Source organism: Pseudomonas multiresinivorans, assembly GCF_012971725.1.
GTDB classification, from domain to species: domain Bacteria; phylum Pseudomonadota; class Gammaproteobacteria; order Pseudomonadales; family Pseudomonadaceae; genus Pseudomonas; species Pseudomonas multiresinivorans.
In genome coordinates this window covers 1,268,733-1,293,856 of sequence record NZ_CP048833.1, presented here as the reverse complement: position 1 = coordinate 1,293,856, position 25,124 = coordinate 1,268,733, and the positions used below count along the sequence as shown (strand labels likewise).

Genomic DNA, 25,124 nt, shown 5'->3' with positions numbered 1-25,124 from the left:
CCTCACGGTGTAGATCGCTGGCGCAGCACCAGGGTGCCGTCCTGCTGGGTGAAATCCAGTTGTCTGAGTGCGCTCATGCCGAGCAGCACCTCGTCGCCTTCCATGCCCGGCGCGATCAGCGCCGGCACATCGGTGAGGCGGATGTCGCCAAGCTGCAGGCTGGGCAGGCGCGTGCGCCAGCCCTGGCTGCGGCCGTTGGCGGTGTCCAGGGTGATCGGCAACCCGCGCGGCAGGCCGAGCCGGTCGGCCAGGCGCTGCGGCAGGGCTACCTGGGTAGCGCCGGTATCGAGCATGAAGGTCACCGCCTCGCCATTGATCCGGCCGTCGGCCACATAGTGGCCGGCGCGGTTGCCCACCAGCCGCACTTCCACGGCGCCATTGGCGCGAGTCGACTGCGGTTGAGGGTTGGGATTGTGCTGACGGGTTTCCCAGGCGCCGAAATAGTGGGTGGCGAGCAGGATGCCCGCGCCCCAGGCGAGGAACATCATGACCCTGCCGACCCGCTTGCCCGGTACTGCGTCGTTCATTTGCCACCAAGCCAGCCGCCGGCCGGCGCCGCGAAGCGCAGCACGTAGGGGCGGCCATCGCCGTCGGCGCGGGCATGTTCGCCGTTGTCCAGGCCGATCCAGGCGCCCTGCTCGTCGAGGATCAACGCTTCGGCCACGCCATAAGGCAGGTCGTAGCGGCGCTCCGGGGCCAGCGCACCGGCGGCGAAGGACCAGCACAACTCCTGCGCGCCGGTCTTGGCGTCACGGCGGCAGATCTGGTGCGCCAGGCGCTCCAGGGTGAACAGCTTGTCCTTGAACAACGCGATATCGGAGAAATCGATCGGCAGCGCGCGCTCGCTGCCCAGCTCCGGCGGCGGCATTGCCGTACCGCCCTCGCTGAGCATCACGCAGTTGCCTTCGCACTTCCAGGTGCCGTTCTCGTTGTGCACCTTGAGCAGGCCGCGGCGCTGGCGCTCGGCGGCCAGCCACAGCTGCTTGCCATCGGCGCTGACGGCAATGCCTTCGTAGAGCGCATTGAACTCCATCAGCAGGCCGCTGGCGCGCGCCTGGCGCAGCAGGCTCTGCGGCAGCGGCAGCCAGCTCGGCTCGCCGAGGGCGGGAAGCAGCAGCACGGCCGCGTAGCCTTCGCTGACCAGATAGCGGTTCCCAGCCTGGTCGCAGCTGATGCCTTCGAAGTCCATGGCGCCACCACGCAACAGCCCGCCGACGGTGACCCGTGCGCGGGTGCCCCAGGACAGGCCGCTTTCCGGGGTGCCCGGCACCACGAAGGGTTCGGCGGTAGCCTGCCAGGCCTTGCCCGGCGCTTCGTCGATCAGCAGTCGATAGATACGGTCGTCGTCGCGGTCGGACACCGTCCACATCTCGTTGCCGCACAGAGCGAGCCCGGAAAGGTTGCCGCTGGGCATGCCCTCCACTGGATGCTCGGCGACGAACTGCAGCGACGCAGGAGCCACGGGCGCGGCCACCGGCGCGCCAGTCTTCGGCGCCTGTTCGGGCGCCTGGGCAGCGCCCGCGGCGCCGACGAACAGGCTCGTCAACAGGCAGGAGCAGGCCAGCAGCCAGCGCATCAGGCGAAGTCCGCCAGGTTGCCCTTGGTTTCCAGCCACGACTTGCGGTCGCCGGCGCGTTTCTTCGCCAGCAGCATGTCCATGATTTCCAGGGTGCCTTCGGCGTCTTCCAGGGTCAGCTGGACGAGGCGGCGGGTGTTGGGGTCCATGGTGGTTTCGCGCAGCTGAGGCGGGTTCATCTCACCCAGCCCCTTGAATCGGGTGACCTGTGGCTTGCCGCGGCGCTTTTCGGCAACCAGCCGATCAAGGATGCCGTCGCGCTCGGCGTCATCCAGGGCGTAGAAGATTTCCTTGCCCAGGTCGATACGGTACAGCGGCGGCATGGCGACATAGACGTGGCCGGCATCCACCAGCGGGCGGAAATGGCGGACGAACAGCGCGCAGATCAGCGTGGCGATGTGCAGGCCGTCGGAGTCGGCGTCGGCGAGGATGCACACTTTGCCGTAGCGCAGCTCGCCGAGATCGGCCGAACCCGGATCGACGCCGATGGCCACGGCGATGTTGTGCACTTCCTGGCTGGCCAGTACTTCTCCACCATCGACTTCCCAGGTATTGAGGATCTTCCCGCGCAGCGGCAGGATCGCCTGGAACTCCTTGTCGCGCGCCTGCTTGGCCGAACCGCCGGCGGAGTCACCCTCCACCAGGAACAGCTCGGCACGCATCGGGTCCTGGCCGGCGCAATCGGCCAGCTTGCCGGGCAGCGCCGGGCCCTGGGTGATCTTCTTGCGCTCGACCTTCTTGCCCGCCTTGAGCCGGCGGCCGGCGTTGCTGATGGCCAGCTCCGCCAGTTGCAGGCCCAGCTCGGGGTGGGCGTTGAGCCACAGGCTGAAGGCGTCCTTGACCACGCCGGAGACGAACGCGGCGGCCTCGCGGGAGGACAGGCGCTCCTTGGTCTGGCCGGAGAATTGCGGCTCCTGCATCTTCATCGAGAGCACGAAGGCGATGCGTTCCCAGACGTCTTCCGGGGCCAGCTTGACGCCGCGCGGCAGCAGGTTGCGGAACTCGCAGAACTCGCGCATCGCGTCCAGCAGGCCCTGGCGCAGGCCGTTGACGTGGGTGCCGCCCTGGGCGGTGGGAATCAGGTTGACGTAGCTTTCCTGCACGGACTCGCCGCCTTCGGGCAGCCACAGCAGCGCCCAGTCCACGGCTTCCTTGTTGCCGGCCAGCGACCCGCAGAACGGCTCGTCGGGCAGGCGCAGGTTATCGGCGACCGAGTCGACCAGGTAGGAACGCAGGCCGTCCTCGTAATGCCACTCGATGCGCTCGCCGCTGGACTTGTCCTCGAAGCTGACCAGCAGGCCGGGACAGAGCACGGCCTTGGCCTTGAGCACGTGTTTCAGGCGGCTGACGGAGAACTTGTGCGAGTCGAAGTACTTGGCGTCCGGCCAGAAGTGCACGCTGGTGCCGGTGTTGCGCTTGCCGACGGTGCCGACGACTTCCAGGTCGCTGGACTTGAAACCGTCGGCGAAGGTCATGCGGTATTCGTTGCCGTCGCGCTTCACGCGCACCTCGACCAGCGTCGACAGCGCGTTCACCACCGAGATGCCCACGCCGTGCAGGCCGCCGGAGAACTGGTAGTTCTTGTTGGAGAACTTGCCGCCGGCGTGCAGCTTGGTGAGGATCAGCTCGACGCCGGGCACGCCCTCTTCGGGGTGGATGTCGACCGGCATGCCGCGGCCGTCGTCGATCACTTCCAGCGAGTTGTCCTCGTGGAGGATCACCTGCACGCTCTTGGCGTGGCCGGCGAGGGCTTCGTCGACGCTGTTGTCGATGACTTCCTGGGCCAGGTGGTTCGGGCGCGAGGTGTCGGTGTACATGCCCGGGCGCTTGCGCACCGGATCGAGGCCGGAGAGAACCTCGATGGCGTCTGCGTTATAGGCGTTCTGCTGGGCCATGGGGTTCCTGCTTAATCAGTCGAAGAGGTGATGGCTTCAAAGGCGGAGAAGTCGATGTCGCGCCACTGGCCGGACGGCACGCCGGCGAAGGCCAGCAGGGCCGGCAGCTGGCTGACGAAGCGCTGGAAGCTGTGATCGCCACCGGACTCGATGCGCAAGGCTGCGGCCCGGTAGTAGCTCTCGGCAGCGCGGTAGTCGAGGGTTTCGTCAGCGGTCTGCAACCACACCTGGTAGCGCGAGCCGTCGGTGGGCGCGGGGACTTCCAGTTCCGCCAGCGCAGCAACGTGATCCAGGGTCAGTTCCCAGGTCTCGCCGCTGTAATAATTGGTCTGCGGGCCGAGCTGGCCATCAAACAGTCGGTGCGGCGCCACGGCCGGGTTGATCAGCACGGCCTTCAGGCCATGGCGCTCGGCCAGACAGGTCGCATAGTAGCCGCCCAGGGAGCTGCCGATCAGCAGCGGCTGGCCCAGTTCGGCGACGGCGGATTCCAGCTGCGCCATGGCCTTGCGCGGATGGTGGTGTAGCGCGGGCACACGTACGTACTCGGCCAGGCCCAGGCGCTCCATGGCGGCCGTGAACTGGCGCGCCTTCTGCGAGCCGGGCGAACTGTTGAATCCGTGGATATAGAGGAATGCGGTCATGGGCCGGGAGGCTACAAGCTGCAAGTGGCATGCCGCAAGTGGGTCAGCGTCGCAAGGCGTTCGAAGCGTGACCGATCAATAACCCTTGATGCTGTAGTCGACTTCGAACTCGATGTCGGTCACGCGCGAAACGCCTGTCTCCACCCGACCATCGGCCATCAGCCGTAACCAGCGATAGCCAGGCGCCGGGCTGTCGACGCAGAAGTCTTCGCTACCGGGGGTGAACTGCACGCAGGTGGACGGCGAAGCCAGCAGGCGCACGTCGCCGCGCATGCGGTCGATCTCCTGGTGCACGTGGCCCCAGAGCAGGCAGCGTACGTTCGGATGACGATCGAGTACGGCGAACAGGCGCTCGGGGTTGTAGATGCCGATGCGGTCCATCCACTGGCTGCCGATGGGCACCGGGTGGTGATGGAAGCTGATCAGCAGGTGCTTGTCCGGAGCGGCCTGGATGGCGCGCTCGAGCAGGTGAATCTGCTCGACGGTCATCTGCCCCGGCACCGCGCCGGGAATGGTGGAGTCCAGCAGGACCACCCGCCAGGCGCCCAGGTCGATCACCGGGTCGAGCAGGTCGGTGCCGGCGACGGCCTCGCGCATCGGCCCCATTTCGTCGTGATTGCCGGGGAACCAGCGGGCCGGCGCGGCAATCGATGCGGTGATTTCGCGGAAGCGCTGGTAGGACTCTATCGAGCCATCCTGGGAGAGGTCACCCGTGGCCAGCACCAGGTCGATCGCCGGTTGCTCCTCGCCCACCAGTCGGACGACCTGGGTCAGGCTGTCGGCAGTGTCCATGCCCAGCAGCCGGCCGTTCACTTCGGCGAACAGATGGCTGTCGGAAAGCTGGACGACCAGGACGGAATCGGAAGCGGTGGACTGGGTGGGCAATGCGCCTTCTCCTGTGAGGCGGGCGTGCGGGGATTCGTGACGAAGTATGGTGACAGGCGCCCCCCTGAGCAAACCGGGAAAGCGTCACAGATCACAGTTAGGGACACGAGTCTGCGATGGACGGGCAGGATATCATGGCACGCCGCCACTACCGCCAACTCAGCGTTGCAGGACCGGCTCCAGCTCATGGCCGCAGGACAGGCAGTGGCTCAACCATTCGCCGAGGAACTGGTTGAGCTGGTTCTTCTCGTCCGGCTGGTGCATCGCCTGGTTCGGGTAGGGGTAGATCGCCAGCAGGCGGCGCGCCTGTTCGGCGCCGACCACTTCGGCCATGCGGGCGTCGTGGTACACCCGTACTTCCAGCTTCGGCGCCGGCAGCCAGGGCAGCCCCAGCTCCTGGCGTACCTGCAGGACAGTGGTGTACGGGCAGGCTTCGATCACGTCCAGCGCCAGCACGCCGAGCAGCCGCTCGCCTTCGCTGAGCGCCACACGGCGCGAGACCTGGGTCTCGCGCATTTCCGGCAACAGGCGCATCAGGCGCAAGTAGTTCGCCTCGCAGGTCGCCTGCAGACCCGCCAGGTCGACGCGATAGCGCTCGCGCAGCAGATTCACACCCATAACCCCCTAACCTCGGCGCGATTGAGCGCCAGCCATTGCAGGGCGAGCATGCTCGCCGCGTTGTTGATGCGGCCGTCACGCACGGCCTGCAGTGCTTCCTCGAACGGCATGACGTGGACGCGGATGTCCTCGCCCTCCTCTTCCAGCCCGTGAATGCCGGAGGCGTTGCTGCTGTCGCAGCGACCGACGAACAGGTGCACCAGTTCGTTGCTGCCGCCGGGCGATGGCAGGTACTGGGCGATCGGCCAGAGCGCGCCGAGGGTCAGGCCGGCTTCTTCCACCGCTTCGCGGCGGGCGACCTCCTCTGGCTCCTCGTCCTTGTCGATCAGCCCGGCGACCAGCTCCATCAGCCAGGGATTGACCCCGGCGTCCATGGCGCCGACGCGGAACTGCTCGATCAGCACCACTTCATCGCGCTGCGGGTCGTAGGGCAGCACGCACACGGCATCGTGGCGCACGAACAATTCGCGGGTCAGCAGCGGGCCCATGCCGCCGGCGAACTGGCGGTGCCGAAGGCGCAGGCGGTCGACCTTGTAGAAGCCCTTGAAGCACTGTTCGCGCTCCTGGATCTCGATATCCTGGGGGCCTGGCTTGAACGTTTCCGACATCCCGTTCCTACTCCCGTTCCTACTGACAGTGCGTTGAACTTCGCGCCATCCTATCGCGCCGCCGGAGCAGGCGCAGCCTCTTTCGCGGGCCGCCGGGCGGCCGGTCTGCTGTGACCGTCGCACACTGCCGTCGTTCCGCCAAAGTGGTTCATACTCACCCGCCGAACCGGCAGCGCCGATGGCGGTCGAACCACTCCAATTGCCGGCGAACGTCAACGACAAGGATTCCCATGCGACTTCTGAAACTTGCCGCCCTGGGCAGCATCTGCCTGTTACTGGGGGCGTGCCAGGGTCTGTTCAAGCCCTCGCTCGACGAGCCGCTCACTGCGCGCCACACCGCTTTCGAACACGCACAGCCGGGCTGCCAGGGCGAGCAATGCCCGCTGTTCAACCTCGATACCCTGAGCTTCGACGACGAGCCGGCGCTCAACGAAGCGATCAACACCCAACTGCTGCAACTGGCCCGCGAGGGCGACGGTGCGGCCCCCGCCAGCCTGGATGTCTACGAGAAGCGCTTCCTCGATTCGGCGCAGCCCGGCTGGAGCTCCTACCTGCAAGCGAAGATCCGCGAACAGCATGACGGTCTGGTGATCATCGAACTGTCCAGCTATCGCTTCACCGGCGGCGAGTACGGCCAGCCCGGCCGCGCCTTCATCAATTATGATCGACGCATCCACAAGGTGCTCACCCTGCAGGACATTCTCCAGCCCGGCCAGGAGGACAACTTCTGGAAAGTGGCGCGCATGGCGCACCAGGCGTGGATCCTGCAGAACAAGCTGGACGAGCAGGACCCGAACTTCTCGAAGAACTGGCCGTTCCAGCCGACCGAGCACTTTGCCCTGACCTTCGGCGCGCTGACGCTCAAGTACGACATCGACCGCATCGCCCCGCATTCGGTCGGGCATCCGGAGCTGAAGATTCCGTACCCGCGCCTGAACGGGATCGTGAAGACCTATTACTTCCCTGGGCGCGGGGCGCAGTAAAGGTCCGGTTCGCGAGCAAGCTCGCTCCTACGAAGAGCACACTCGGCGTTACCGGGTGCCTGTAGGAGCGAGCTTGCTCGCGAACAGCGTTACGCCGAAGCCGGCCCTTTCACGCCCAGACGCCCCAGCAGCAGTTGCAGCACGCCCGCCACCACCAGCGCCGGCAGAGTCGCGCCCAGATCAGGCTGGTAGTTCGCCAACAGGTGATACACCACCACGCCGCCGCCCCAGGCCAGCAGCGAGCCCCAGCGCAGGCCATGGAGAATCGCGGCCGGCGCGCGGCGGCGCAGGACGAAGTGATCGATCAGCACCACGCCGAACAGCGGGGCGAACACCGAGCCGATCAGCAGCAGGAAGTTCTGGTACTGCTCCAGCGGCGCGAACCAGGCGATCAGGGTGCAGATCACGCCAATCGCCAGCGCCAGGTGCTCGACCTTGAGCGGCAGCAGGATGCCGCTGGAGACCGCCGCCGAGTGGATGTCGGCGAATGCCTTCTCCGACTCGTCGAGCAGGATCAGCAGCAGCGGGATGCCCATTCCTGCGCCGGCCAGCGCCAGCAGCAGCGCATTGGCGTCGCTGCCCTGGGCGAACGCCAGGGTGTAGGCCACGCCCAGCCCCATCAGCCAGAAGCAGCCGATGAAGAAGCCCAGTGCCGCGCCGGTGAAGGTGTGCCCGGCGCGTTTGCCGAAGCGCGAATAGTCGGCGATCAGCGGCAGCCACGACAGTGGCATGGCGATGGCGATGTCGAAGCCCACGGCAAAGGACAGCGAGCCGTCGCCGGCCTTGGCCCAGAGCGCCGCCAGGTCGGCACGCTTGAACAGGTCAATGGTCAGCCAGATGCACGCAGCGATCAGCAGCCAGATACCCCAGCGGCGCAGCACGCGGCGCACGAAGGCCAGCGGGCCGGCGACGGCCAGCAGGGTTGCCAGCGCGCCGAACACCAGGGTCCACAGCGCAGGGTTGGTCCAGGCGCCACCTTCACCGAAGGCGCGGGCGGCCAGCAGGCTGGCGGCATCGCGCATGACGATGATCTCGAAGGCGCCCCAGCCGACCAGCTGCATCAGGTTGAGCAGCGCCGGCAACGCGGCGCCGTGGCTGCCCAGGCTGAGCTTGAGCGAGGCCATGGCGGACAGGCCGGTATCGGTGCCGATCACCCCGGCGCTGGCCAGCAGCAGCACGCCGACCAGGGTGCCGAGCAGGATCGCGCCCAGCGCGCCGGCCAGGCCCAGGCCGGGCGCCAGCAGCGCGCCGGTCTGCAGCACCATCAGGCCGATGCCCAGGGAGAACCAGAGGGAAAACAGGTCGCGCAGGCCGAGCACGCGCTGGGCACTGCCCACGGCGGAGGTCGGTGAATAGTCGATGGCGGTAGTGGTCACGATGCGTGCAAGGCTCGAATGTTGGATTAGGTTTTGTTGTTTTTTGTAGGAGCGAGCTTGCTCGCGAACCGCCCAGTTGCGGAGCCGCTGACAAGCACCGTTCGCGAGCAAGCTCGCTCCTACAGGCGGCTCCCACCCTTGGTGCCAAGGGTGGGGAGCAATCGGTCACACCTGCTTGTAGATCACCGAGCCTTCGTCCTTGAAGCGCGCGGCCTGCTGCTGGAAGCCGGCCTCGATGGCCTTCTGCTCATCGGTCAGGCCGTTTTCCTTGGCGTAGTCGCGGACTTCCTGGGTGATCTTCATCGAGCAGAACTTCGGCCCGCACATGGAGCAGAAGTGCGCGACCTTGGCCGAATCCTTCGGCAGGGTCTCGTCGTGGAAGGCACGGGCGGTGTCCGGGTCCAGGCCGAGGTTGAACTGGTCTTCCCAGCGGAACTCGAAGCGCGCCTTGGACAGCGCGTTGTCGCGGATCTGCGCGCCCGGATGGCCCTTGGCGAGGTCGGCGGCGTGGGCGGCGATCTTGTAGGTGATGATGCCGGTCTTCACGTCATCCTTGTTCGGCAGGCCAAGGTGCTCCTTGGGCGTGACGTAGCAGAGCATGGCGCAGCCGAACCAGCCGATCATCGCCGCGCCGATACCGGAAGTGATGTGGTCATAGCCCGGCGCGATGTCGGTGGTCAGCGGGCCGAGGGTGTAGAACGGCGCTTCGTCGCAGCACTCCAGCTGCTTGTCCATGTTTTCCTTGATCAGGTGCATCGGCACATGGCCGGGACCTTCGATCAGCACCTGGACGTCGTGCTTCCAGGCGATGCGGGTCAGCTCGCCGAGGGTTTCCAGCTCGCCGAACTGCGCGGCGTCGTTGGCGTCGGCGATCGACCCCGGGCGCAGGCCATCGCCCAGCGAGAAGCTGACGTCGTAGGCCTTCATGATTTCGCAGATTTCCTCGAAGTGGGTGTAGAGGAAATTCTCCTGGTGATGCGCCAGGCACCACTTGGCCATGATCGAGCCGCCGCGCGAGACGATGCCGGTAACGCGCTTGGCGGTCAGCGGCACGTAGCGCAGCAGTACGCCAGCATGGATGGTGAAATAGTCCACGCCCTGCTCGGCCTGTTCGATCAGGGTGTCGCGGAAGATTTCCCAGGTCAGGTCCTCGGCGATGCCGTTGACCTTCTCCAGCGCCTGGTAGATCGGCACGGTGCCGATGGGTACCGGGCTATTGCGCAGGATCCACTCGCGGGTCTCATGGATGTGTTTGCCGGTGGACAGGTCCATCACCGTGTCGGCGCCCCAGCGGATGCCCCAGGTGAGTTTCTCCACTTCTTCCTCGATGGAGGAACCCAGCGCGCTGTTGCCGATGTTGCCGTTGACCTTCACCAGGAAGTTGCGGCCGATGATCATCGGTTCCAGTTCGGTGTGGTTGATGTTCGCCGGGATGATCGCGCGGCCACGGGCCACTTCCTCACGGACGAACTCAGGCGTGATTTCCTTCGGGATGCTCGCGCCGAAGCTCTGCCCCGGATGCTGGGCATCCAGCAGGCCGGCGGCGCGGGCTTCCTGCAGCTTCATGTTCTCGCGGATGGCGATGTATTCCATCTCCGGCGTGATGATGCCCTGACGCGCGTAGTGCATCTGTGTGACGTTGCGACCGGCCTTGGCACGGCGCGGGGTGCGCACGTGGGCGAAACGCAGGGCATCGAGGCTGGCATCGGCCAGGCGCGACTGGCCGAACTCGGAGGTCAGGCCGGGGAGGATTTCCGTGTCACCACGCTCATCGATCCAGTGTGAGCGCACATCCGGCAGGCCCTTGCGCAGGTCGATGCGAACATCCGGATCGGTGTAGGGGCCGGACGTGTCATAGACCATTACCGGGGCATTCTTCTCACCGCCGAAAGCGGTGGGAGTATCGGCAAGCGAAATTTCGCGCACGGGAACACGGATATCCGGACGCGAGCCCGTCAGGTAGACCTTTTTCGAATTCGGAAACGGCTGAGTCGACTGGCGATCGAGCTGTTCAAGGCGGGTGACGTTGTTTTTCTGGGTGCTCATCCTGGCTCTCCTGGGGTTGATTGCCGGGGAGAACCTGGAACGAGAGGAGCTGCTTGCTGCAGCGAAGGGACGCATCCCGTGAAGGGCTGGGGCCGGGGCGGAATGCGCCGCGGGATGCGGTCTTCTTGTTCCCTACGCGGGTGCTAACCCGATCAGGTTCAACGGGATCCGGAACTATCCGATCTCAGCCCCTCGCAATGGGGCACCCCGACAAGAACGCCCGCAGTCTAATCAAGTGCACAGCGATTAGCCAATCGCCGTCTGACAGAATTCCTTGCTGCCTCCTACAGGCAGCTACACTCCAGCCTCGGAAGGCTCGTACGAACGCGCCTTGACCGCCACCGGCGGCAACCGTAGCCTTGCCCCACCTCGCATCACTTTCCAGGATGAACGAATGCTGCGCAGACTCTCTCTGGCTGTCGCTGTTGCCGCTACGACAGGCTTTGCCTGGGCTGCCCAGCCCGCTCCGGCCGCTACTCCTCTGCCCACCAAGACGGACCTGATCAGCGTTTACAAGGACGCCGTCGATAACAACGCCGACCTCGCCGCCGCCCAGGCCGATTACCTGGCGCGTAAGGAAGCCGTGCCCCAGGCGCGCTCCGGCCTGCTGCCGCAGATCAACGCCGGCGCCAGCACCGGGTCGACCCGCACCTCGCTGGACACCCCCAGCGCCACGCTGAACCGCAATACCCAGCTGGTGCAGGCGAGCCTGAGCCAGCCACTGTTCCGTGCCGATCGCTGGTTCCAGCTCAAGGCCGCGGAAAACACCACCGAACAGGCCCAGCTGGAATTCTCTGCAACTCAGCAACAGCTGATCCTGCAGACCGCCCAGACCTATTTCGGCGTACTGCGCGCCCAGGACAACCTGGCCGCCAGCAAGGCCGAGGAAGCGGCGTTCAAGCGCCAGCTCGACCAATCCAACGAACGCTTCGACGTCGGCCTCTCCGACAAGACCGACGTGCTCGAATCCCAGGCCAGCTACGACACCTCGCGGGCCAACCGCCTGGTGGCCGAGCAGCAGGTGGATGACGCCTTCCAGGCCCTGGTGACCTTGACCAACCGCGAGTACAGCGCCATCGAGGGCATCCTCCATTCGCTGCCGGTCGTGGCGCCGATCCCCAACGACGCCAAGGCCTGGGTGGACACCTCGGTCCAGCAGAACCTGCGCCTGCAGGCCAGCAACTACGCGGTCGACGCCGCCGAAGAGACCCTGCGCCAGCGCAAGGCCGGCCACCTGCCGACCGTCGATGCCGTGGCCCAGTACCAGAAGGGCGACAACGACGCCCTGGGCTTCGCCAACTCCGGCGTGCCGGGCGAACCGCATTACGGCAAGTATGTCGACCAGACCAGCATCGGCCTGCAACTGAACGTACCGATCTACAGCGGCGGCCTGACCAGCTCCCAGGTGCGCGAGGCCTACCAACGTCTGAACCAGAGTGAGCAACTGCGCGAAAGCCAGCGGCGCCAGGTGGTACAGGACGCGCGCAACCAGCACCGTGCGGTGAACACCGACGTTGAGCAGGTGAAGGCGCGCCGCCAGGCAATCATCTCCAACCAGAGCTCGCTGGAAGCCACCGAGATCGGTTACCAGGTCGGTACCCGCAACATCGTCGACGTACTGGATGCCCAGCGTTCGCTGTACAACTCGGTGCGCGACTACAACAACACCCGCTATGACTACATCCTCGACAACCTGAGCCTCAAGCAGACCGCCGGCACCCTAGCGCCGAGCGATCTGGAAGCGCTGGGCAGCTACCTGAAGCCGGACTACAACCCGGACAAGGACTTCCTGCCGCCAGACCTGGCCAAGGCCGCCGAGGCGCAGCTCAAGGCCGGTTCGAAGTACTGATCCCGCCCCACGAAAAAGCCCCGCGATGCGGGGCTTTTCCTTTTCAGCTGTACAGCGCGTCCCTACAAATTGCGCCAGGGGCCACGCAGGAGCGGACTCTGTCCGTGATTGCTCGAACCCCGGGCCAAGCCCACCGACGGAGCCGCCGAGGAGACATCGCGGACGAAGTCCGCTCCTGCACAAACCTCATCCCGTGCGTAGGAGCGGACTCTGTCCGCGATCGGTTGAACCACGCGCGAGGGCCATCATCAGAGTGGCCAAACGATCAGTCGCGATAGCCCGGCGAGACGCGATCCAGCATGCGCAGCAGTGCCGACCACGCCAGGTCATAACCATCCGGATCGCTCAACTCCCCTTCGGCCAGCGGTCGCGCTGGGGCATTGAACTGTTGCTCGGTGTGACGACACACCTCCTCCGGCGGAATCACCAGCTCGCCGCCCGCCTGGGCCGCCAACTGGATGTCGCAGGCCTTCTCCAGGTAGTACATGCGCAGGAACGCCTGCTGCACTGTCTGGCCGACCGTCAGCAGCCCATGGTTGCGCAGCATCAGGCCCAGGTGATCGCCCAGGTCGGCAACCAGGCGCTGTTGCTCGTCCATGGACAGGGCGATGCCTTCGTAATCGTGGTAGCCCAGCCGCCCGTAGAACTCCATCGACATCTGGTTCAGGGGCAGCAACCCACACGCCTGCGCCGCCACCGCGCAGCCGGCGCGGGTGTGGGTGTGCAGCACGCACTGAGCGTCTTCGCGGGCGCCATGGATGGCACTGTGGATCACGAAACCGGCCGGGTTGACCTTGTACGGCGACGGCTCCACCGCATGGCCGGACAGGTCGATCTTCACCAGGCTCGACGCGGTGATCTCGTCGAACATCAGTCCATAGGGGTTGATCAGGAAATGGTGTTCGGGACCGGGGATGCGCACCGAGATGTGGGTGAAGATCAGGTCAGACATGCGGTAGTGCGCGATCAGGCGGTAGCAGGCCGCCAGTTCCTCGCGCAGCTTCCATTCCTCGGGTGAACAGGTGGCGCGGCTGGGCGCCTGCAGCGACGTCATGGTGCACTTCTCCTCAAGGCAAGAAGGCGCCGGGGCAGAGGCCCCGGCGTCACGGTCACGTTCTGGTTATTGCGCGGCCCAGGCATTGAAGCGCTCTTCCAGCTCCTCGCCATGGTCGACCCAGAACTCGTCGTCCATCGCCAGGCCCTGCGGCAGGTTCTGCGGCGAGGTCGGCACCCAGCCAGCCAGGTCGGAGGGCAGGCGTTCGGCGGCCTGCTTGTTGGTCGGACCATACGCAATGTGTTTCACGTAGTCGACTTGCGCATCAGGCTGGTTGGCGAAGGCGATGAAACGCTTCGCCGCATCGACGTGCTCAGAGCCCTTGATGATCGCCCAGTAGTCCATGCCATACAGGCTGCCCGGCCACACCAGCTGCAGGTTACGCCCGCCCTTGAAGGCATCGGCGATACGCCCGGTATAGGTGGTGGTCATAACCACGTCACCGGCGGCCAGCCACTGCGCCGGTTGCGCGCCGGCTTCCCACCACTGCACGTAGGGCTTGATCTGGTTGAGCTTGGCGAAGGCACGGTCGACCCCCGCCTTGGTGCCCAGCTCCTTGTAGACGTCCGCCGGCTTCACGCCGTCGGCCATCAGGGCGAACTCCAGGTTGTAGATGGCGCGCTTGCGCAGGCCACGCTTGCCGGGGAATTTCTTCACGTCCCAGAAATCCGTCCAGGATTGCGGCGCGGGCTTGAGCTTGTCGGCGTCGTAGGCGATGGCTACGCCCCATACCAGAGCGGCCGACCCGCAATCCTTGGCGGCGTTGGGGATCAGCTGGTCCTTGCCGCCGATCTGCTGCCAGTCCAGCGGCACGAACAGGCCCTCGTCGCAGCCACGGGCCAGGTCCGGGCCCTCGATCTGCACCACGTCCCAGTCGGCGTGGCCGGTGTCGGCCATCACCTTGATGCGGGCCATTTCGCCGTTGTATTCGCTCTGGGTCACGCCGACCCCGGACTGCTTGCTGAACGGCTGGAAGAAGGCCGCTTCCTGGGCCTTCTGACCCGCACCGCCATAACCGACCACCACCATGTTCTCGGCGGCCCGGGCGCCGCCGCAGCACAGCCCGAGGGCCAGCAGCAGCGGCGCGGCGGCGGTCTTGAGAAAGAAGCGTTTGTGGAAAGTGCTTTGACGCAAAGTCATCGGGCATACCCCCAGTCGTAGGTGGCAGCGGGCGCAGCTGGAATGGCTGCGCACACGCAGGACGGGCGCGCCGGAACCACGGAGCAAGAAAGACAGGGCAGAGATGAATCGATTGCCAGCGGGTGGACCCGCCGTGCGAGGGGGGACCGTACGGGACGGTTCATGCGCCTCTCCTCTTGTAGTTGTTGTGGAGCACGTCGCGGTTGCCCCCGGAAAACTCCGGGAGCGGCATCGAAACTACCCAGTCACTTTTAAAAAAACAAGTTGATTTTTTACTGTCGGTAAATTTCCATAGAAAGAACTTAAACAACATTTGCTTAGAAAACATTGCCCACCCAGGAGAAACCGCCGTGTCCCAGGTTCGCCACTTCCAGCAATCCGCCCTGCAGTTCCAGTCCTACGGTGGACAAGACATCGAACGCGCCGCCATCTGTCGCCTGATCGGCCCGGCGGACAGCGAGACCATGGGCGCGGGCCTGGCGCGCTTCGACGGCGTCTCCATCGAGTGGACAGTGCTCTACGACGAACTGATCGTGGTGCTGGAAGGCAACTTCCGCCTGCGCCTGGCCGACCAGGTGATCGAGGCCAAGCCGGGCGATGTGATCTGGGTGCCTGAACGCACGCCGCTGGCCTACGAAGGCGAAAAAGCCTGCGTCTTCTACGCCCTCTACCCGGTGGACTGGCAGGCGCGCAACGCCTGAGTCCGACCGCCGGCCGCCCGCCGCGGCCGGCACTTCAACGCCGCACCACCAGTTGCACCACAACAAGAATCCGGAGTTGCCCGATGAGCCAGTTTCCCCACCTGTTCAGCCCGCTGCAGATCCGCGGCAAGGCGCTGAAGAACCGCATCATGTCCACCGGGCACGACACCTCGATGCCCACCGACAACCTGGTCAACGACCAGCTGGTGGCCTACCACACCGCCCGCGCCAAGGGCGGCGTCGGCCTGATCGTGCTTCAGGTCGCCGGCGTGCACGACAGCGCCCGCTACACATCCCATGTGCTGATGGCCACCGATGACGAGTGCATCCCCGGCTATCGGCGCATCGCCGAGGCGTGCCACGCCGAGGGCACGGTGGTGCTGTCCCAGGTGTTCCACCCGGGCCGCGAAATCATGGAATCCAGCGACGGCCTGCTGGCCGTGGCCTACGCGCCGTCCGCTTCGCCCAACGAACGCTTCCGCGTGATGCCCCGCGAGCTGAGCCAGGCGATGATCGACGAGATCATCGCAGGCTACGCTGCCGCCGCACGGCGCCTGCACACTGCCGGCATCGACGGCGTGGAAGTGGTCGCCAGCCACGGCTACCTGCCGGCGCAGTTCCTCAACCCACGGGTGAACCGCCGCAGCGACGGCTACAACGGCGACCTCGACGCCCGCCTGCGCTTCACCCGCGAAGTGATCGCCGCCATCCGCGCCGCCACCGACGAGGACTTCATCATCGGCCTGCGCATCTCCGCCGACGAACGCGATCCCGAAGGCCTCACCGAGGACGAATCGCTGCAGGGCGTCAAAGGGCTGCAGAAAGACCTGGACTACGTGCACATCGTCGCCGGCACCTCCGCCTCCCTGGGCGGCGCCATCCACATCGTGCCGCCGATGGCCATCGAAGCTGCGTACCTGGCCAACGAAGCCGGCACCTTCAAGCGCAATCTGGACATCCCGCTGTTCGTCACCGGGCGCATCAACCAGCCGCAGGAAGCCGAGCTGATCGTCGCCCGCGGCCAGGCCGACGTCTGCGGCATGACCCGCGCGCTGATCTGCGACCCGCAGATGCCGAGCAAGACCGAAAGCGGCCACGTCGAGGACGTGCGCGCCTGCATCGCCTGCAACCAGGCGTGCATCGGCCACTTCCACCGCGGCTACCCGATCTCCTGCATCCAGCATCCGGAAACCGGCCGCGAGCTGATCTACGCCGAACGCAAGATGACCGCCCAGCGCAAACGCGTAATGGTGGTCGGCGGTGGGCCGGCCGGAATGAAGGCCGCCGCTGTCGCTGCCCAGCGTGGCCATGACGTCACCCTTTGCGAGGCCACCGCTCAGTTGGGCGGCCAGGTCAACCTCGCCCAGCTTCTGCCGCGCCGCGCGGAGTTCGGCGGCGCCTCCACCAACCTGCAACGCGAGATGCAGTTGGCTGGCGTCGAAGTGCGCCGCAACACCCGTGTCGACCGCGCGCTGGTCGAGCAGGAACGCCCTGACGTGGTGATCGTCGCCACCGGCGCCAAACCCTATCGCCCCCCCTACGAAGAAGCCGGCGAACTGCAGGTGGTGGACGCCTGGCAGGTGCTGCGCGGCGAAGTGAAGCTCGGCCGCTCGGTGCTGGTCACCGACTGGCGCGCCGACTGGATCGCCCCCGGCATCGCCGAGCGCCTGGTACGCGACGGCCACCAGGTGCAACTCGCCGTGAACGGCACCCACGCCGGCGAAAGCCTGCCGCTCTACGTGCGCGACCACCTGGCCGGCGAGCTGCACCGCCTGGGCATCAGCATCACCACCTACGCCCGGCTGTACGGCGTGGACGACAGCACCGTCTACCTCCAGCACACCGCCAGCGGCGAGCCGATGCTGGTGGAAAACATCGACACCCTGGTGCTCTGCCAGGGCCACCAACCGGTGGACGAACTGGCCGACGAGATCGCCGACCTCGCCGAGGTCCGCCGCATCGGCGACTGCCTGGCGCCGCGCACGGCGGAAGAAGCGATCTACGAGGGGCTGAAGGCGGGCTGGGCGATCTGAGCCAGCTTGAACGCTGGGGACGGATTAATCCGTCTCCAGCGCCCATCAACCAGGATTGCGCTCTAGAATGGCCGCTTTGCAGTCAATCGTTGAAGCCATGAATCCAGGTCTCGCCAGAATCATCGCCGACTATCAGCGCGCCGTACGCCAGGCCGTGGCGTTGCTCGAGCAATCGGCCATCACTCGCCCCGCCAGCAATCACGAATGGGCATTTCTCGACATTCCCCATCGGGGAACCCTCAAAGAGGGTGTGCGCTACTTCAAGCATGGCTACGGCTGCGCCGTGCACCTGTCCGAAGGAACTGTGGACTTCGACTTTGGCGCCAAGGGTAAAATCGACGGGTTCGATGTCTGGCGTCTGGCCGGTTTCGCGGAGGCTCGGCTACCCGACTATGGTTTTGCCGACGAAGATGCCCTCAAGGCGTGCTTTAACCAGGAGGTCGAAGCAGGATCGCTGCACTACTCCGGCTACATCCTCTACTACGTCGCGCCTCTTGAGCCGCACTGCGGGCAACGATGAATCGACGCATTGTTTAGAATGCCCCACGACGACATTCGCCAGGACCCTCGCCGCATGAGCCGCAAAGCCCCGCAGGAAGCACCCGCCAACGCCGAAGCGCAGTTCCTCGGCACCCGCATCCGCGGCCTGCGCAAGCGCCGTGGCATGACTCTGGCGGAGCTGGCCGAACAGAGCGGGCTGACTGCCGGCTATATCAGCCAACTGGAACGCAACCTGGCTTATCCATCGATCCCGGCGCTGTTCAACATCGCCCGCAGCCTGGGCGTGACCATCCAGTGGTTCTTCGCCAGCGAAGTGCAGGTCGACCCATCGGACGCCGGCTACGTCGTACGGCGCAACGCCCGCACCAGCGTGCATTACGAGGACGGCATCGTCGACGAACTGCTCAGCCCGCAGCCCAGCCGCCAGCTGGAAATCCTCCACTCGAAGTTCCCGCCCGGCACCTACAGCCAGCAGAGCTACAGCCACGAGGGCGAGGAAGCCGGCTATCTGCTTAGTGGCACTTTCGAGCTTTGGGTGGGCGAGCGCTATTTCCTGCTCAATGAAGGCGACAGTTTCAGCTACTCCAGCCAGGAGCCGCACCGCTACGGCAATCCGGGAGATGTGGACGCGGTGGTGCTGTGGGTGATTACGCCGCCGACGTTCTGAAGTCTCGGGGCTTTTCGTAGGAGCGAGCTCGCTCGCGAACCTGCCTGATGCCGTTGCTGCCGAAAGAGCGTTCGCGAGCAAGCTCGCTCCTACAGTCGAGGCACCGGGAAGTTCTGGGTGAACGTTTTGTCAGGCTCCGTTTCCCAGCTTTCAAGAACGGTAACATCCGGCTGACTCGGCGCTTGGCCCTACACCGAACGGCCCCTCTTCCCCTGGAAAAGGGCTAGGGTGAGGAAAATCCGTCGCACCGAAGCCCGATCAACCCTTGATCAGTCGGCCCAGGCCATCCAGCAACCGTTCCAAAGCACCCTGATTGGCCTTCATCACCCCCAACCCGGCCTCTGCCATACGCTCGGCGCTAGCCGGCTCGTCCCACAACGCCGCCACGCCCACCGCCAGCGAAGGCGCATCGGCGACTTCGCGCAGCGCGCCGACCTCACGCAACTGGGCGGCGATTTCCAGGAAGTTGAACAGGTGCGGGCCAGACAGCACCGGCTTGCCCAGCGCCGCCGGCTCCAGCAGGTTGTGGCCGCCATTGGGCACCAGGCTGCCGCCGACGAAGGCGACGTCCGCCAGCGCATAGAGGAACAGCAGTTCGCCCATGGTGTCGCCGAGCAGCACCTGGGTGTCCGCCGTGACCAGCTCGCCGGTGGAGCGACGCTGGGTACGGAAGCCTTCACGCTGGCACAGTTCGAACATCGGGCCGAAGCGCTCCGGGTGGCGTGGCACCAGAAGCAGCAAGGCGTCCGGATGTTTTTCCAGCAGTTGGCGATGCGCCGCCAGGACGATTTCGTCCTCCCCGGCGTGGGTGCTGGCGGCGATCCACACTGGCCGCTGTTGTGCCTGCCACTGGCCGCGCAAGTCAGCGGCGCGGACCAGCAGTTCAGGGTCGATGGTCAGGTCGAACTTGATCGAGCCGGTGACGCTCACGCAGTCCGGTCGCGCGCCGAGCTGGCGGAAGCGTTCGGCTTCGGCCTCGGTCTGCACGGCGATCCAGCTCATCTCTTCGAGCATCGGCCGGGTCAGCCCGGCGAAACGCGCGTAGCCACGCGCCGAACGCTCGGACAGCCGCGCGTTGGCCAGCGCCACCGGAATGCCGCGCTTGGCGCACTGGTGGATGTGGTTGGGCCACAGCTCGGTTTCCATGATCACGCCCATCACCGGCCGAGCGCGGTCGAGGAAGCGCGCCGCCGCCCAAGGCAGGTCGTACGGCAAGTAACAGTGCTGCACCTGGTCGCCGAACATCGCGCGGATTCGCTCGGAGCCGGTGGGCGTCATGCAGGTGACGGTGATCGGCAGGCCGGGATGGCGCTGCATCAGCGCGCGGATCATCGGCGCGGCGGCGATGCTCTCGCCCACCGACACCGCGTGCACCCAGATGCCGCCGGGCTTGAGGTCTGGCAGGCCGAGGGAGAAGCGCTCGCCGATGCGCTGGGCATAGGCTGGCGCCTTGCGCGAACGCAGGAACAGGCGCAGCGCGACCAGCGGCAGGCCCAGGTGGAACAGCAGGGTATAGAGGGTCCGGTTCATGGCGGCGGAGAGTAGCAAATTCGCGCGCTTGGCGGCCGCACAATCCTGTAGGGTGCACCGTTCTTGGTAGGAGCGAGCTTGCTCGCGAACCGCTTGACGTTGGAGCGGCCAGGAAACCCTGTTCGCGAGCAAGCTCGCTCCTACGAAGAGCAGATCACACGGGCGCGGCGAGATGCTCCGCGAAGCACTCGCCCAGCCAGTTCGCCGCCGGCCCCAGCGGTTCGTCGCGGCGCCAGACCAGCTCCACCACCAACGGCGGCGGCGTCCAGTCGCTGGCCAACTCCACCAGCAACGGCTGGTAGGCCGGGTACTGCGCCACGTGGGTCGGCAACCAGGCCCAGCCGAGGTCGCGCATCAGCAGTTCAGCCATGGCGTAGAAGCTGTCGGCGCGCCAGACCAGTGGGCTGATCTGCTCGCCACCGGGGTAATGGCTGTCCTGCGGGGCCATCAGCAACTGGCGATGCCGGGCGAGTTCGCGGCGATCGGCATAGTCGAGCTTCGCCAGCTCATGCCCGGCGCCGCACACGGTGACCATCTCGATGGTGCCCAGGCGCTGCCGCTCGAGTTCCTCCGGCATGCCCTCGTGATGAAACAGCAGGCCCAGGTCCGCACGGCGCTCCAGCAGCTTGCGCGCCACGTCGCCCTGGGCGCTGCTGGAAAGCTGTACCTCCACGCTGGGGAATTCCTGCGCCAGCGCCTCCAGGCCCGAAAGTACCGGCTGATAGGGCATCGCCTCGTCCTGGGCCAGGCGCAACAGTGGCTCGGTGCCGCAAACCAGCGAGCGCGCACGGCTCTCCAGGCGCTCGCACTGGCGCAGTACCTCCCGTGCCTCGTCCAGCAGCGCGCGCCCTTCGGCGGTCAGCACTGGCTGGCGACCGCTGCTGCGTTCGAAGAGGGTCACGCCCAGGTCGCTTTCCAGCAGGGCGATGGATGAACTCACCGCCGACTGCACGCGCTGCAACTGGCGCGCCGCCGCCGAGAAGGAGGACTGATCGGCGACGCTGACGAAGAGCCGCAACTGGTCCAGGTTCCACTGCATCGCCCACCCCTCCAACCTATCTCAGATACAGATAGGTAATGACTTTATCCCATCGCCGGAAAGACTAGAATGCCCGGCAGAATCGAACGTCAGCAGCGTGTCGCTCATACCGAGCGGCGTGTCGTTCCGGGGAGCACCCACCATGCCCGGCTATCTCTACCTCGCCATCGCCATCGTCGCCGAAGTCGTCGCCACCGCTTCGCTGAAGTCGGTCAAGGGCCTTTCCACGCCGCTGCCACTGATACTGGTGATCGTCGGCTATGCCATCTCCTTCTGGATGCTCACCCTGGTGGTGCGCAGCATTCCCGTGGGCATTGCCTACGCCATCTGGGCCGGCCTGGGGATCGTGCTGGTCAGCGTGGCGGCGCTGTTCCTCTACCAGCAGAAACTCGACACCGCCGCCGTGCTCGGCATGTGCATGATCGTCAGCGGTGTGGTGGTTATCCAGTTGTTCTCCCGCACCGCCGGTCACTGACGCACCGTCGCCAGCCGCCTTCTGTAGGAGCGAGCTTGCTCGCGAACGCTCTCCCGGCAGCCCGGCGTCAAGCGGGTTCGCGAGCAAGCTCGCTCCTACAAGCCCGGGCCACCGCTGCGAACGGCCGCCGGATCTATCAGGCGTTATACTGCGCGCTTCGTTTTCCCCACGAGGCGCTTTCATGTCCGAATCCCTGAGCACCGACATCCTCATCGTCGGCGGCGGCATCGCCGGTCTCTGGCTCAACGCTCGCCTGCGTCGCGCCGGCTTTTCCACCGTGCTGGTGGAGAACACCGCGCTGGGCGGCGTGCAGAGCATGCGCTCGCAGGGGATCATCCATGGCGGCACCAAGTACGCGCTGCACGGCGCGCTGACCGGCGCCTCGGAAGCCATCGCCGACATGCCCGCGCTGTGGCGCGACTGCCTGGCTGGCACCGGCGAAGTGGACCTGCGCGGCGTGCGCGTGCTTTCCGACGCCCACTACCTGTGGTCCCCCGGCGGCCTCGCCGGCAACCTCACCAGCTTTTTCGCCAGCAAGGCAGTGCGCAGCCGCGTCGCCCAGGTGAAGGGCAGCGACCTGCCGCCAGCGCTGCAGGATAAAGCCTTCAAGGGCAAGGCCTACCGCCTCACCGAACTGGTGCTGGACGTGCCCAGCCTGGTTGCACGCCTCGCCGAACTGGCCGGCGACGGCCTACTGGCCGGCGAGCGCATCGAAGCCCTGCGTGAAGGCGACAAGCTGGTCGGCCTGTGCGTGGACGGCCGCGAGATCCGCGCCCAGCGCGTGGTGCTCAGCGCCGGCGCCGGCAACGAGGCGCTGCTGCGCGAGCTGGGCCTGGAGCGCCCGGAAATGCAGCGCCGCCCGCTGCACATGGTGCTGGTCACCGCGCCGACCCTGAAACCGCTGTACGCCCACTGCCTTGGCGGCGGGCCGAAGCCACGCGTCACCGTCACTACCCACCCGCTGAGCAATGGCGACTGGGTCTGGTACCTGGGCGGCGACATCGCCGAATCCGGCGGCGTGGCGCGCAACGAGGCCGAGCAGATCGCCGAGGCGCAGCGTGAATTGCACAAGCTGGTGCCGTGGATCGACCTTTCCGCCGCGCGCTGGGCCACCTTGCGAGTGGACCGTGCCGAGCCCTCGCAGAACAACCTGCTGCGCCCGGACAGCGCCTTCCTCGCCGAGGACGGCGCACTGCTGGTCGGCTGGCCGACCAAACTGGCCCTGGCGCCGAACTTCGCCGATCGCGTGCTGGAGTCCCTGGATAAAGCCGGAGTACGTCCACAGGCCGCAGCTGCCCTGCCCGCACTGCCTCGTCCCGCCATAGCTCGCCCGGTCTGGGAGGAGCTGTTCGGATGAAGACCCTGCATCACCTGCACCGCCCGCTCGGCAGCACCGGCCTGAATGTCTCGCCGCTGGGCCTGGGCACCGTGAAACTGGGCCGCGACCAAGGCGTGAAATATCCCGCGGGCTTTCGCATCCCCGATGACCGCGAGGCCGCCGACCTGATCGCCCTGGCCCGCGACCTGGGTATCAACCTGATCGACACTGCGCCAGCCTACGGCCGCAGCGAGGAACGCCTCGGCCCGCTGCTGCGCGGCCAGCGCGATCAGTGGGTGATCGTCAGCAAGACCGGCGAGGAATTCGTCGGCGGCCAGTCGCAGTTCGACTTCAGCGCCGCCCACACGCGCCGCTCGGTCGAGCGCAGCCTCCAGCGCCTGGAGACCGACTACATCGATCTGGTGCTGGTGCACTCCGACGGCAACGACCTGGACATCCTACGCGGCACCGAGGTCTACGCGACCCTGGAGCGCCTGAAGGACGAAGGGCTGATCCGCGGCTTCGGCTTCTCCGGCAAGACCGCCGACGGCGGCCTCTTGGCCCTGGAGCGCGGCGACTGCGCCATGGTCACCTACAACCTCAATGAACAGGCAGAAAAGCCAGTGATCGACCATGCCCTGGCCCAGGGTCGCGGCATCCTGATCAAGAAGGCCCTGGCCAGCGGCCACGCCACCCTGGCGCCGGGAGTGGACCCGGTGCGCGCGAGCTTCGAGCTGGTGCTGGGCCATCCGGGCGTCGCCAGCGCCATCGTCGGCACCATCAATCCGTTGCACCTGGCGCATAACGTGAGCATCGCCGCCGAGGTGCTCGACCACTGATCGGCAGACGCCGTACGGTCATGTGGATTGCGTATTCCTGTGCCATGCTCCAACTCCCCCGGTGAAAACCGTGGGCACAGAAACTGTCGCCAGCCGATGATTTCCCTGCAAAACTCTCGGAATCGCCAAGCCTTTCAGGGAAAAATCCGGAAATCCTTTTGATTTTCGATGACACCAGGATCGGTGTCAGGCTGTCTAGGTTGTAGCGACCCCGAAAAGAACGATCGGCCGGTCCGTCTCCCGCAGACGGTCAGCGTTGGCGTCGGCGTCGCCTTTGAAAAGGACGCGCCCGGCGCAACCCGGCGCCCTGTACGAGAAGGAACCCCCACATGCCCCGTACGCTCGCCCGCAAGGACCCGACCGCCTTCAAGACCCTGCCGCTGCTGGTGGAAGCCAGCCCGGAAGGTCTCGCCTACCAGACCCTCGGCAAGCCCCTGAACTTCGCCCAGGTCCTGGAAAAGCGCCGCCCCATCGAAATCCACGAAACCGAACGCTTTACCACCGAACTGGCCAATCTCGGCGTCTCGGTGCGCCTGACCCTGAATTACCAAGGCCGCGACCACTGGATCCTGGTGCGCCAGCGCCGCCTGGATCGTGGCGACACCGTGCTCAAGCTGATTTCCGGCTACGTGCCGGCCCATGAGCTGAACCTGCCGCTGCTCACGGCGATCCAGGAAGTGGCCGAGGAATGCCTGGTGGAAACCGCCGACGGCTGGCTCGGCGGGCGCTTCGGCGACACCTGGTTGCCGACGCCGTATGAGGGCATTTTGCGCTACCGCGAAACCAGCCACTTCTCGCTCACCCCGCTGTCCGGCGCCTCGCGTCCGGTACAGGCCGGCGCGCTGCGCCTGCTGGAGCGCCCGCAGGCCTACGTGCATCTGCCGACGGCCTCCCTGCAACTGGTCTACGACCTGCGCATGGAGCTGCCCAAGGACGCCCGCGAGGTCAGCCTGTTCCATGTCGACGAAAAACTCGAAAGCGGTCCGCTGGTGGCGCGCCTCGATCGCCGTCGTCCGGACCTTTACCTGTTGCCGCTGGAGCATGGCCAACCCACTGGCGAACTCTTCACCCTGAGCAAGGGCGAACTGTGCAAGGCGAGCACCCGCGGCCTCTGGCTATCGGAAAGCTTCGCCGAGCAGGAAGGTTGGCTGGTGCGCGAAGAGCGCATCCGTTTCCGCGAATGGATGGAGCAGTGGCCGCCCGCCGCCGGCAATGCCGGCAGCGGGCGACGCACGGCCTGAGGCCGTCCCCTGATTCGCCCTGCCTGACGGTAGGGCGACGTCTGTAGGAGCGAGCTTGCTCGCGAACCATGTCAGGCGGGTACGCCGGCGTTGAGCAGTTCGCGAGCAA

Annotated in this window: 23 protein-coding genes and 1 riboswitch; of the genes, 10 read left to right on the top strand and 13 right to left on the bottom strand. The window is 66.1% G+C overall.

All coding sequences use genetic code 11. The annotated features are described in order from the left end of the window. Positions 1 to 2: 2 nt before the first annotated feature. The 7 genes from G4G71_RS05835 to G4G71_RS05805 form a co-directional block, all read right to left on the bottom strand. Positions 3 to 527 carry a retropepsin-like aspartic protease family protein gene (locus G4G71_RS05835; protein WP_169936060.1) on the bottom strand — a complete coding sequence of 175 codons (525 nt, stop codon included), beginning with the start codon at positions 525 to 527 and terminating at the stop codon, positions 3 to 5. Next, complete coding sequence (locus G4G71_RS05830) at positions 524 to 1,576, bottom strand: esterase-like activity of phytase family protein (RefSeq protein ID WP_169936058.1); 1,053 nt, start codon at positions 1,574 to 1,576, stop codon at positions 524 to 526. The genes G4G71_RS05835 and G4G71_RS05830 overlap by 4 nt, the downstream gene beginning before the upstream one ends. Further along, entirely contained in the window at positions 1,576 to 3,471 is a 1,896-nt protein-coding gene (gene parE, locus G4G71_RS05825) for a DNA topoisomerase IV subunit B (protein ID WP_169936056.1), read from the bottom strand. The genes G4G71_RS05830 and parE overlap by 1 nt, the downstream gene beginning before the upstream one ends. A gap of 11 nt (positions 3,472 to 3,482) precedes the next feature. After that, complete coding sequence (locus tag G4G71_RS05820; RefSeq protein ID WP_169936055.1) at positions 3,483 to 4,112, bottom strand: YqiA/YcfP family alpha/beta fold hydrolase; 630 nt, start codon at positions 4,110 to 4,112, stop codon at positions 3,483 to 3,485. Positions 4,113 to 4,187: 75 nt separating this feature from the next. Beyond that, positions 4,188 to 4,997, bottom strand: a complete 810-nt coding sequence (gene cpdA, locus G4G71_RS05815; protein ID WP_169936053.1) for a 3',5'-cyclic-AMP phosphodiesterase — start codon at positions 4,995 to 4,997, stop codon at positions 4,188 to 4,190. A 159-nt stretch (positions 4,998 to 5,156) separates the two neighbouring features. Beyond that, positions 5,157 to 5,615 carry a DUF1249 domain-containing protein gene (locus G4G71_RS05810; protein WP_169936051.1) on the bottom strand — a complete coding sequence of 153 codons (459 nt, stop codon included), beginning with the start codon at positions 5,613 to 5,615 and terminating at the stop codon, positions 5,157 to 5,159. Continuing rightward, entirely contained in the window at positions 5,606 to 6,223 is a 618-nt protein-coding gene (locus G4G71_RS05805) for an NUDIX domain-containing protein (RefSeq protein ID WP_169936049.1), read from the bottom strand. The genes G4G71_RS05810 and G4G71_RS05805 overlap by 10 nt, the downstream gene beginning before the upstream one ends. A 230-nt stretch (positions 6,224 to 6,453) precedes the next feature. Between G4G71_RS05805 and G4G71_RS05800 the strand changes: the two genes are divergently transcribed. After that, a complete protein-coding gene (locus G4G71_RS05800) occupies positions 6,454 to 7,206 on the top strand; it encodes an RsiV family protein (protein WP_169936048.1) in 753 nt (250 codons plus the stop codon). Between the two features lie 89 nt (positions 7,207 to 7,295). Here the strand turns inward: G4G71_RS05800 and cytX are convergent, their stop codons facing one another. Together cytX and thiC are read right to left on the bottom strand one after the other, a co-directional pair. Then, positions 7,296 to 8,582 carry a putative hydroxymethylpyrimidine transporter CytX gene (cytX, locus tag G4G71_RS05795; protein ID WP_169936046.1) on the bottom strand — a complete coding sequence of 429 codons (1,287 nt, stop codon included), beginning with the start codon at positions 8,580 to 8,582 and terminating at the stop codon, positions 7,296 to 7,298. A 165-nt stretch (positions 8,583 to 8,747) separates the two neighbouring features. Beyond that, on the bottom strand, positions 8,748 to 10,628 hold the full coding sequence (gene thiC / locus G4G71_RS05790; RefSeq protein WP_169936044.1) for a phosphomethylpyrimidine synthase ThiC: 1,881 nt from the start codon (positions 10,626 to 10,628) through the stop codon (positions 8,748 to 8,750). 112 nt (positions 10,629 to 10,740) lie between these two features. Next, positions 10,741 to 10,848, bottom strand: a riboswitch (TPP riboswitch). Positions 10,849 to 11,022: 174 nt separating this feature from the next. On the opposite strand from thiC, the gene G4G71_RS05785 reads away from it, so the two are divergent. After that, positions 11,023 to 12,477 carry a TolC family outer membrane protein gene (locus tag G4G71_RS05785; protein ID WP_169936042.1) on the top strand — a complete coding sequence of 485 codons (1,455 nt, stop codon included), beginning with the start codon at positions 11,023 to 11,025 and terminating at the stop codon, positions 12,475 to 12,477. A 265-nt stretch (positions 12,478 to 12,742) separates the two neighbouring features. On the opposite strand, the gene G4G71_RS05780 is transcribed toward G4G71_RS05785, so the two are convergent. After that, positions 12,743 to 13,531: a class II aldolase/adducin family protein gene (locus G4G71_RS05780; RefSeq protein ID WP_024764297.1), complete on the bottom strand. Its 789-nt coding sequence runs from the start codon at positions 13,529 to 13,531 to the stop codon at positions 12,743 to 12,745. Positions 13,532 to 13,597: 66 nt separating this feature from the next. Then, complete coding sequence (locus tag G4G71_RS05775; protein ID WP_169936040.1) at positions 13,598 to 14,671, bottom strand: ABC transporter substrate-binding protein; 1,074 nt, start codon at positions 14,669 to 14,671, stop codon at positions 13,598 to 13,600. A 350-nt stretch (positions 14,672 to 15,021) separates the two neighbouring features. Between G4G71_RS05775 and G4G71_RS05770 the strand changes: the two genes are divergently transcribed. The 4 genes from G4G71_RS05770 to G4G71_RS05755 all read left to right on the top strand — a co-directional run bounded on the left by G4G71_RS05770 (position 15,022) and on the right by G4G71_RS05755 (position 18,573). Continuing rightward, positions 15,022 to 15,372 carry a cupin domain-containing protein gene (locus G4G71_RS05770; protein WP_052969598.1) on the top strand — a complete coding sequence of 117 codons (351 nt, stop codon included), beginning with the start codon at positions 15,022 to 15,024 and terminating at the stop codon, positions 15,370 to 15,372. A gap of 83 nt (positions 15,373 to 15,455) precedes the next feature. Continuing rightward, entirely contained in the window at positions 15,456 to 17,405 is a 1,950-nt protein-coding gene (locus tag G4G71_RS05765; RefSeq protein ID WP_169936038.1) for an oxidoreductase, read from the top strand. 67 nt (positions 17,406 to 17,472) lie between these two features. Continuing rightward, on the top strand, positions 17,473 to 17,925 hold the full coding sequence (locus tag G4G71_RS05760; RefSeq protein ID WP_240964883.1) for a DUF6896 domain-containing protein: 453 nt from the start codon (positions 17,473 to 17,475) through the stop codon (positions 17,923 to 17,925). A gap of 54 nt (positions 17,926 to 17,979) precedes the next feature. Further along, complete coding sequence (locus tag G4G71_RS05755; protein WP_169936036.1) at positions 17,980 to 18,573, top strand: helix-turn-helix domain-containing protein; 594 nt, start codon at positions 17,980 to 17,982, stop codon at positions 18,571 to 18,573. A gap of 258 nt (positions 18,574 to 18,831) precedes the next feature. On the opposite strand, the gene waaA is transcribed toward G4G71_RS05755, so the two are convergent. Beyond that, a complete protein-coding gene (waaA, locus tag G4G71_RS05750) occupies positions 18,832 to 20,103 on the bottom strand; it encodes a lipid IV(A) 3-deoxy-D-manno-octulosonic acid transferase (RefSeq protein WP_169936034.1) in 1,272 nt (423 codons plus the stop codon). A 154-nt stretch (positions 20,104 to 20,257) separates the two neighbouring features. Next, complete coding sequence (locus G4G71_RS05745) at positions 20,258 to 21,142, bottom strand: LysR family transcriptional regulator (RefSeq protein WP_054906323.1); 885 nt, start codon at positions 21,140 to 21,142, stop codon at positions 20,258 to 20,260. Positions 21,143 to 21,284: 142 nt separating this feature from the next. Between G4G71_RS05745 and G4G71_RS05740 the strand changes: the two genes are divergently transcribed. The 4 genes from G4G71_RS05740 (at position 21,285) to G4G71_RS05725 (ending at position 25,015) form a co-directional block, all read left to right on the top strand. Then, entirely contained in the window at positions 21,285 to 21,617 is a 333-nt protein-coding gene (locus tag G4G71_RS05740; protein ID WP_045216137.1) for a DMT family transporter, read from the top strand. Positions 21,618 to 21,798: 181 nt separating this feature from the next. Beyond that, positions 21,799 to 22,974, top strand: a complete 1,176-nt coding sequence (locus G4G71_RS05735) for an NAD(P)/FAD-dependent oxidoreductase (protein WP_169936032.1) — start codon at positions 21,799 to 21,801, stop codon at positions 22,972 to 22,974. Continuing rightward, positions 22,971 to 23,774 (top strand): aldo/keto reductase, encoded by an 804-nt coding sequence (locus G4G71_RS05730; RefSeq protein ID WP_169936030.1) that lies wholly within the window; start codon positions 22,971 to 22,973, stop codon positions 23,772 to 23,774. Before G4G71_RS05735 ends, G4G71_RS05730 begins: the two co-directional genes overlap by 4 nt. A gap of 329 nt (positions 23,775 to 24,103) precedes the next feature. Then, a complete protein-coding gene (locus tag G4G71_RS05725) occupies positions 24,104 to 25,015 on the top strand; it encodes an NUDIX hydrolase (protein ID WP_169936028.1) in 912 nt (303 codons plus the stop codon). The last annotated feature ends 109 nt before the right edge of the window (positions 25,016 to 25,124 follow it).

Coding starts and splice junctions, on each gene's coding strand:
- G4G71_RS05760 (WP_240964883.1), top strand. CDS start 17,473: ATGGCCGCTTTGCAGTCAATCGTTGAAGCCATGAATCCAGGTCTCGCC.
- G4G71_RS05735 (WP_169936032.1), top strand. CDS start 21,799: ATGTCCGAATCCCTGAGCACCGACATCCTCATCGTCGGCGGCGGCATC.
- G4G71_RS05725 (WP_169936028.1), top strand. CDS start 24,104: ATGCCCCGTACGCTCGCCCGCAAGGACCCGACCGCCTTCAAGACCCTG.
- G4G71_RS05775 (WP_169936040.1), bottom strand. CDS start 14,671: ATGACTTTGCGTCAAAGCACTTTCCACAAACGCTTCTTTCTCAAGACC.
- G4G71_RS05730 (WP_169936030.1), top strand. CDS start 22,971: ATGAAGACCCTGCATCACCTGCACCGCCCGCTCGGCAGCACCGGCCTG.
- G4G71_RS05765 (WP_169936038.1), top strand. CDS start 15,456: ATGAGCCAGTTTCCCCACCTGTTCAGCCCGCTGCAGATCCGCGGCAAG.
- G4G71_RS05805 (WP_169936049.1), bottom strand. CDS start 6,223: ATGTCGGAAACGTTCAAGCCAGGCCCCCAGGATATCGAGATCCAGGAG.
- G4G71_RS05800 (WP_169936048.1), top strand. CDS start 6,454: ATGCGACTTCTGAAACTTGCCGCCCTGGGCAGCATCTGCCTGTTACTG.
- G4G71_RS05835 (WP_169936060.1), bottom strand. CDS start 527: ATGAACGACGCAGTACCGGGCAAGCGGGTCGGCAGGGTCATGATGTTC.
- thiC (WP_169936044.1), bottom strand. CDS start 10,628: ATGAGCACCCAGAAAAACAACGTCACCCGCCTTGAACAGCTCGATCGC.
- parE (WP_169936056.1), bottom strand. CDS start 3,471: ATGGCCCAGCAGAACGCCTATAACGCAGACGCCATCGAGGTTCTCTCC.
- G4G71_RS05785 (WP_169936042.1), top strand. CDS start 11,023: ATGCTGCGCAGACTCTCTCTGGCTGTCGCTGTTGCCGCTACGACAGGC.
- G4G71_RS05745 (WP_054906323.1), bottom strand. CDS start 21,142: ATGCAGTGGAACCTGGACCAGTTGCGGCTCTTCGTCAGCGTCGCCGAT.
- waaA (WP_169936034.1), bottom strand. CDS start 20,103: ATGAACCGGACCCTCTATACCCTGCTGTTCCACCTGGGCCTGCCGCTG.
- G4G71_RS05830 (WP_169936058.1), bottom strand. CDS start 1,576: ATGCGCTGGCTGCTGGCCTGCTCCTGCCTGTTGACGAGCCTGTTCGTC.
- G4G71_RS05820 (WP_169936055.1), bottom strand. CDS start 4,112: ATGACCGCATTCCTCTATATCCACGGATTCAACAGTTCGCCCGGCTCG.
- G4G71_RS05810 (WP_169936051.1), bottom strand. CDS start 5,615: ATGGGTGTGAATCTGCTGCGCGAGCGCTATCGCGTCGACCTGGCGGGT.
- G4G71_RS05740 (WP_045216137.1), top strand. CDS start 21,285: ATGCCCGGCTATCTCTACCTCGCCATCGCCATCGTCGCCGAAGTCGTC.
- G4G71_RS05755 (WP_169936036.1), top strand. CDS start 17,980: ATGAGCCGCAAAGCCCCGCAGGAAGCACCCGCCAACGCCGAAGCGCAG.
- G4G71_RS05780 (WP_024764297.1), bottom strand. CDS start 13,531: ATGACGTCGCTGCAGGCGCCCAGCCGCGCCACCTGTTCACCCGAGGAA.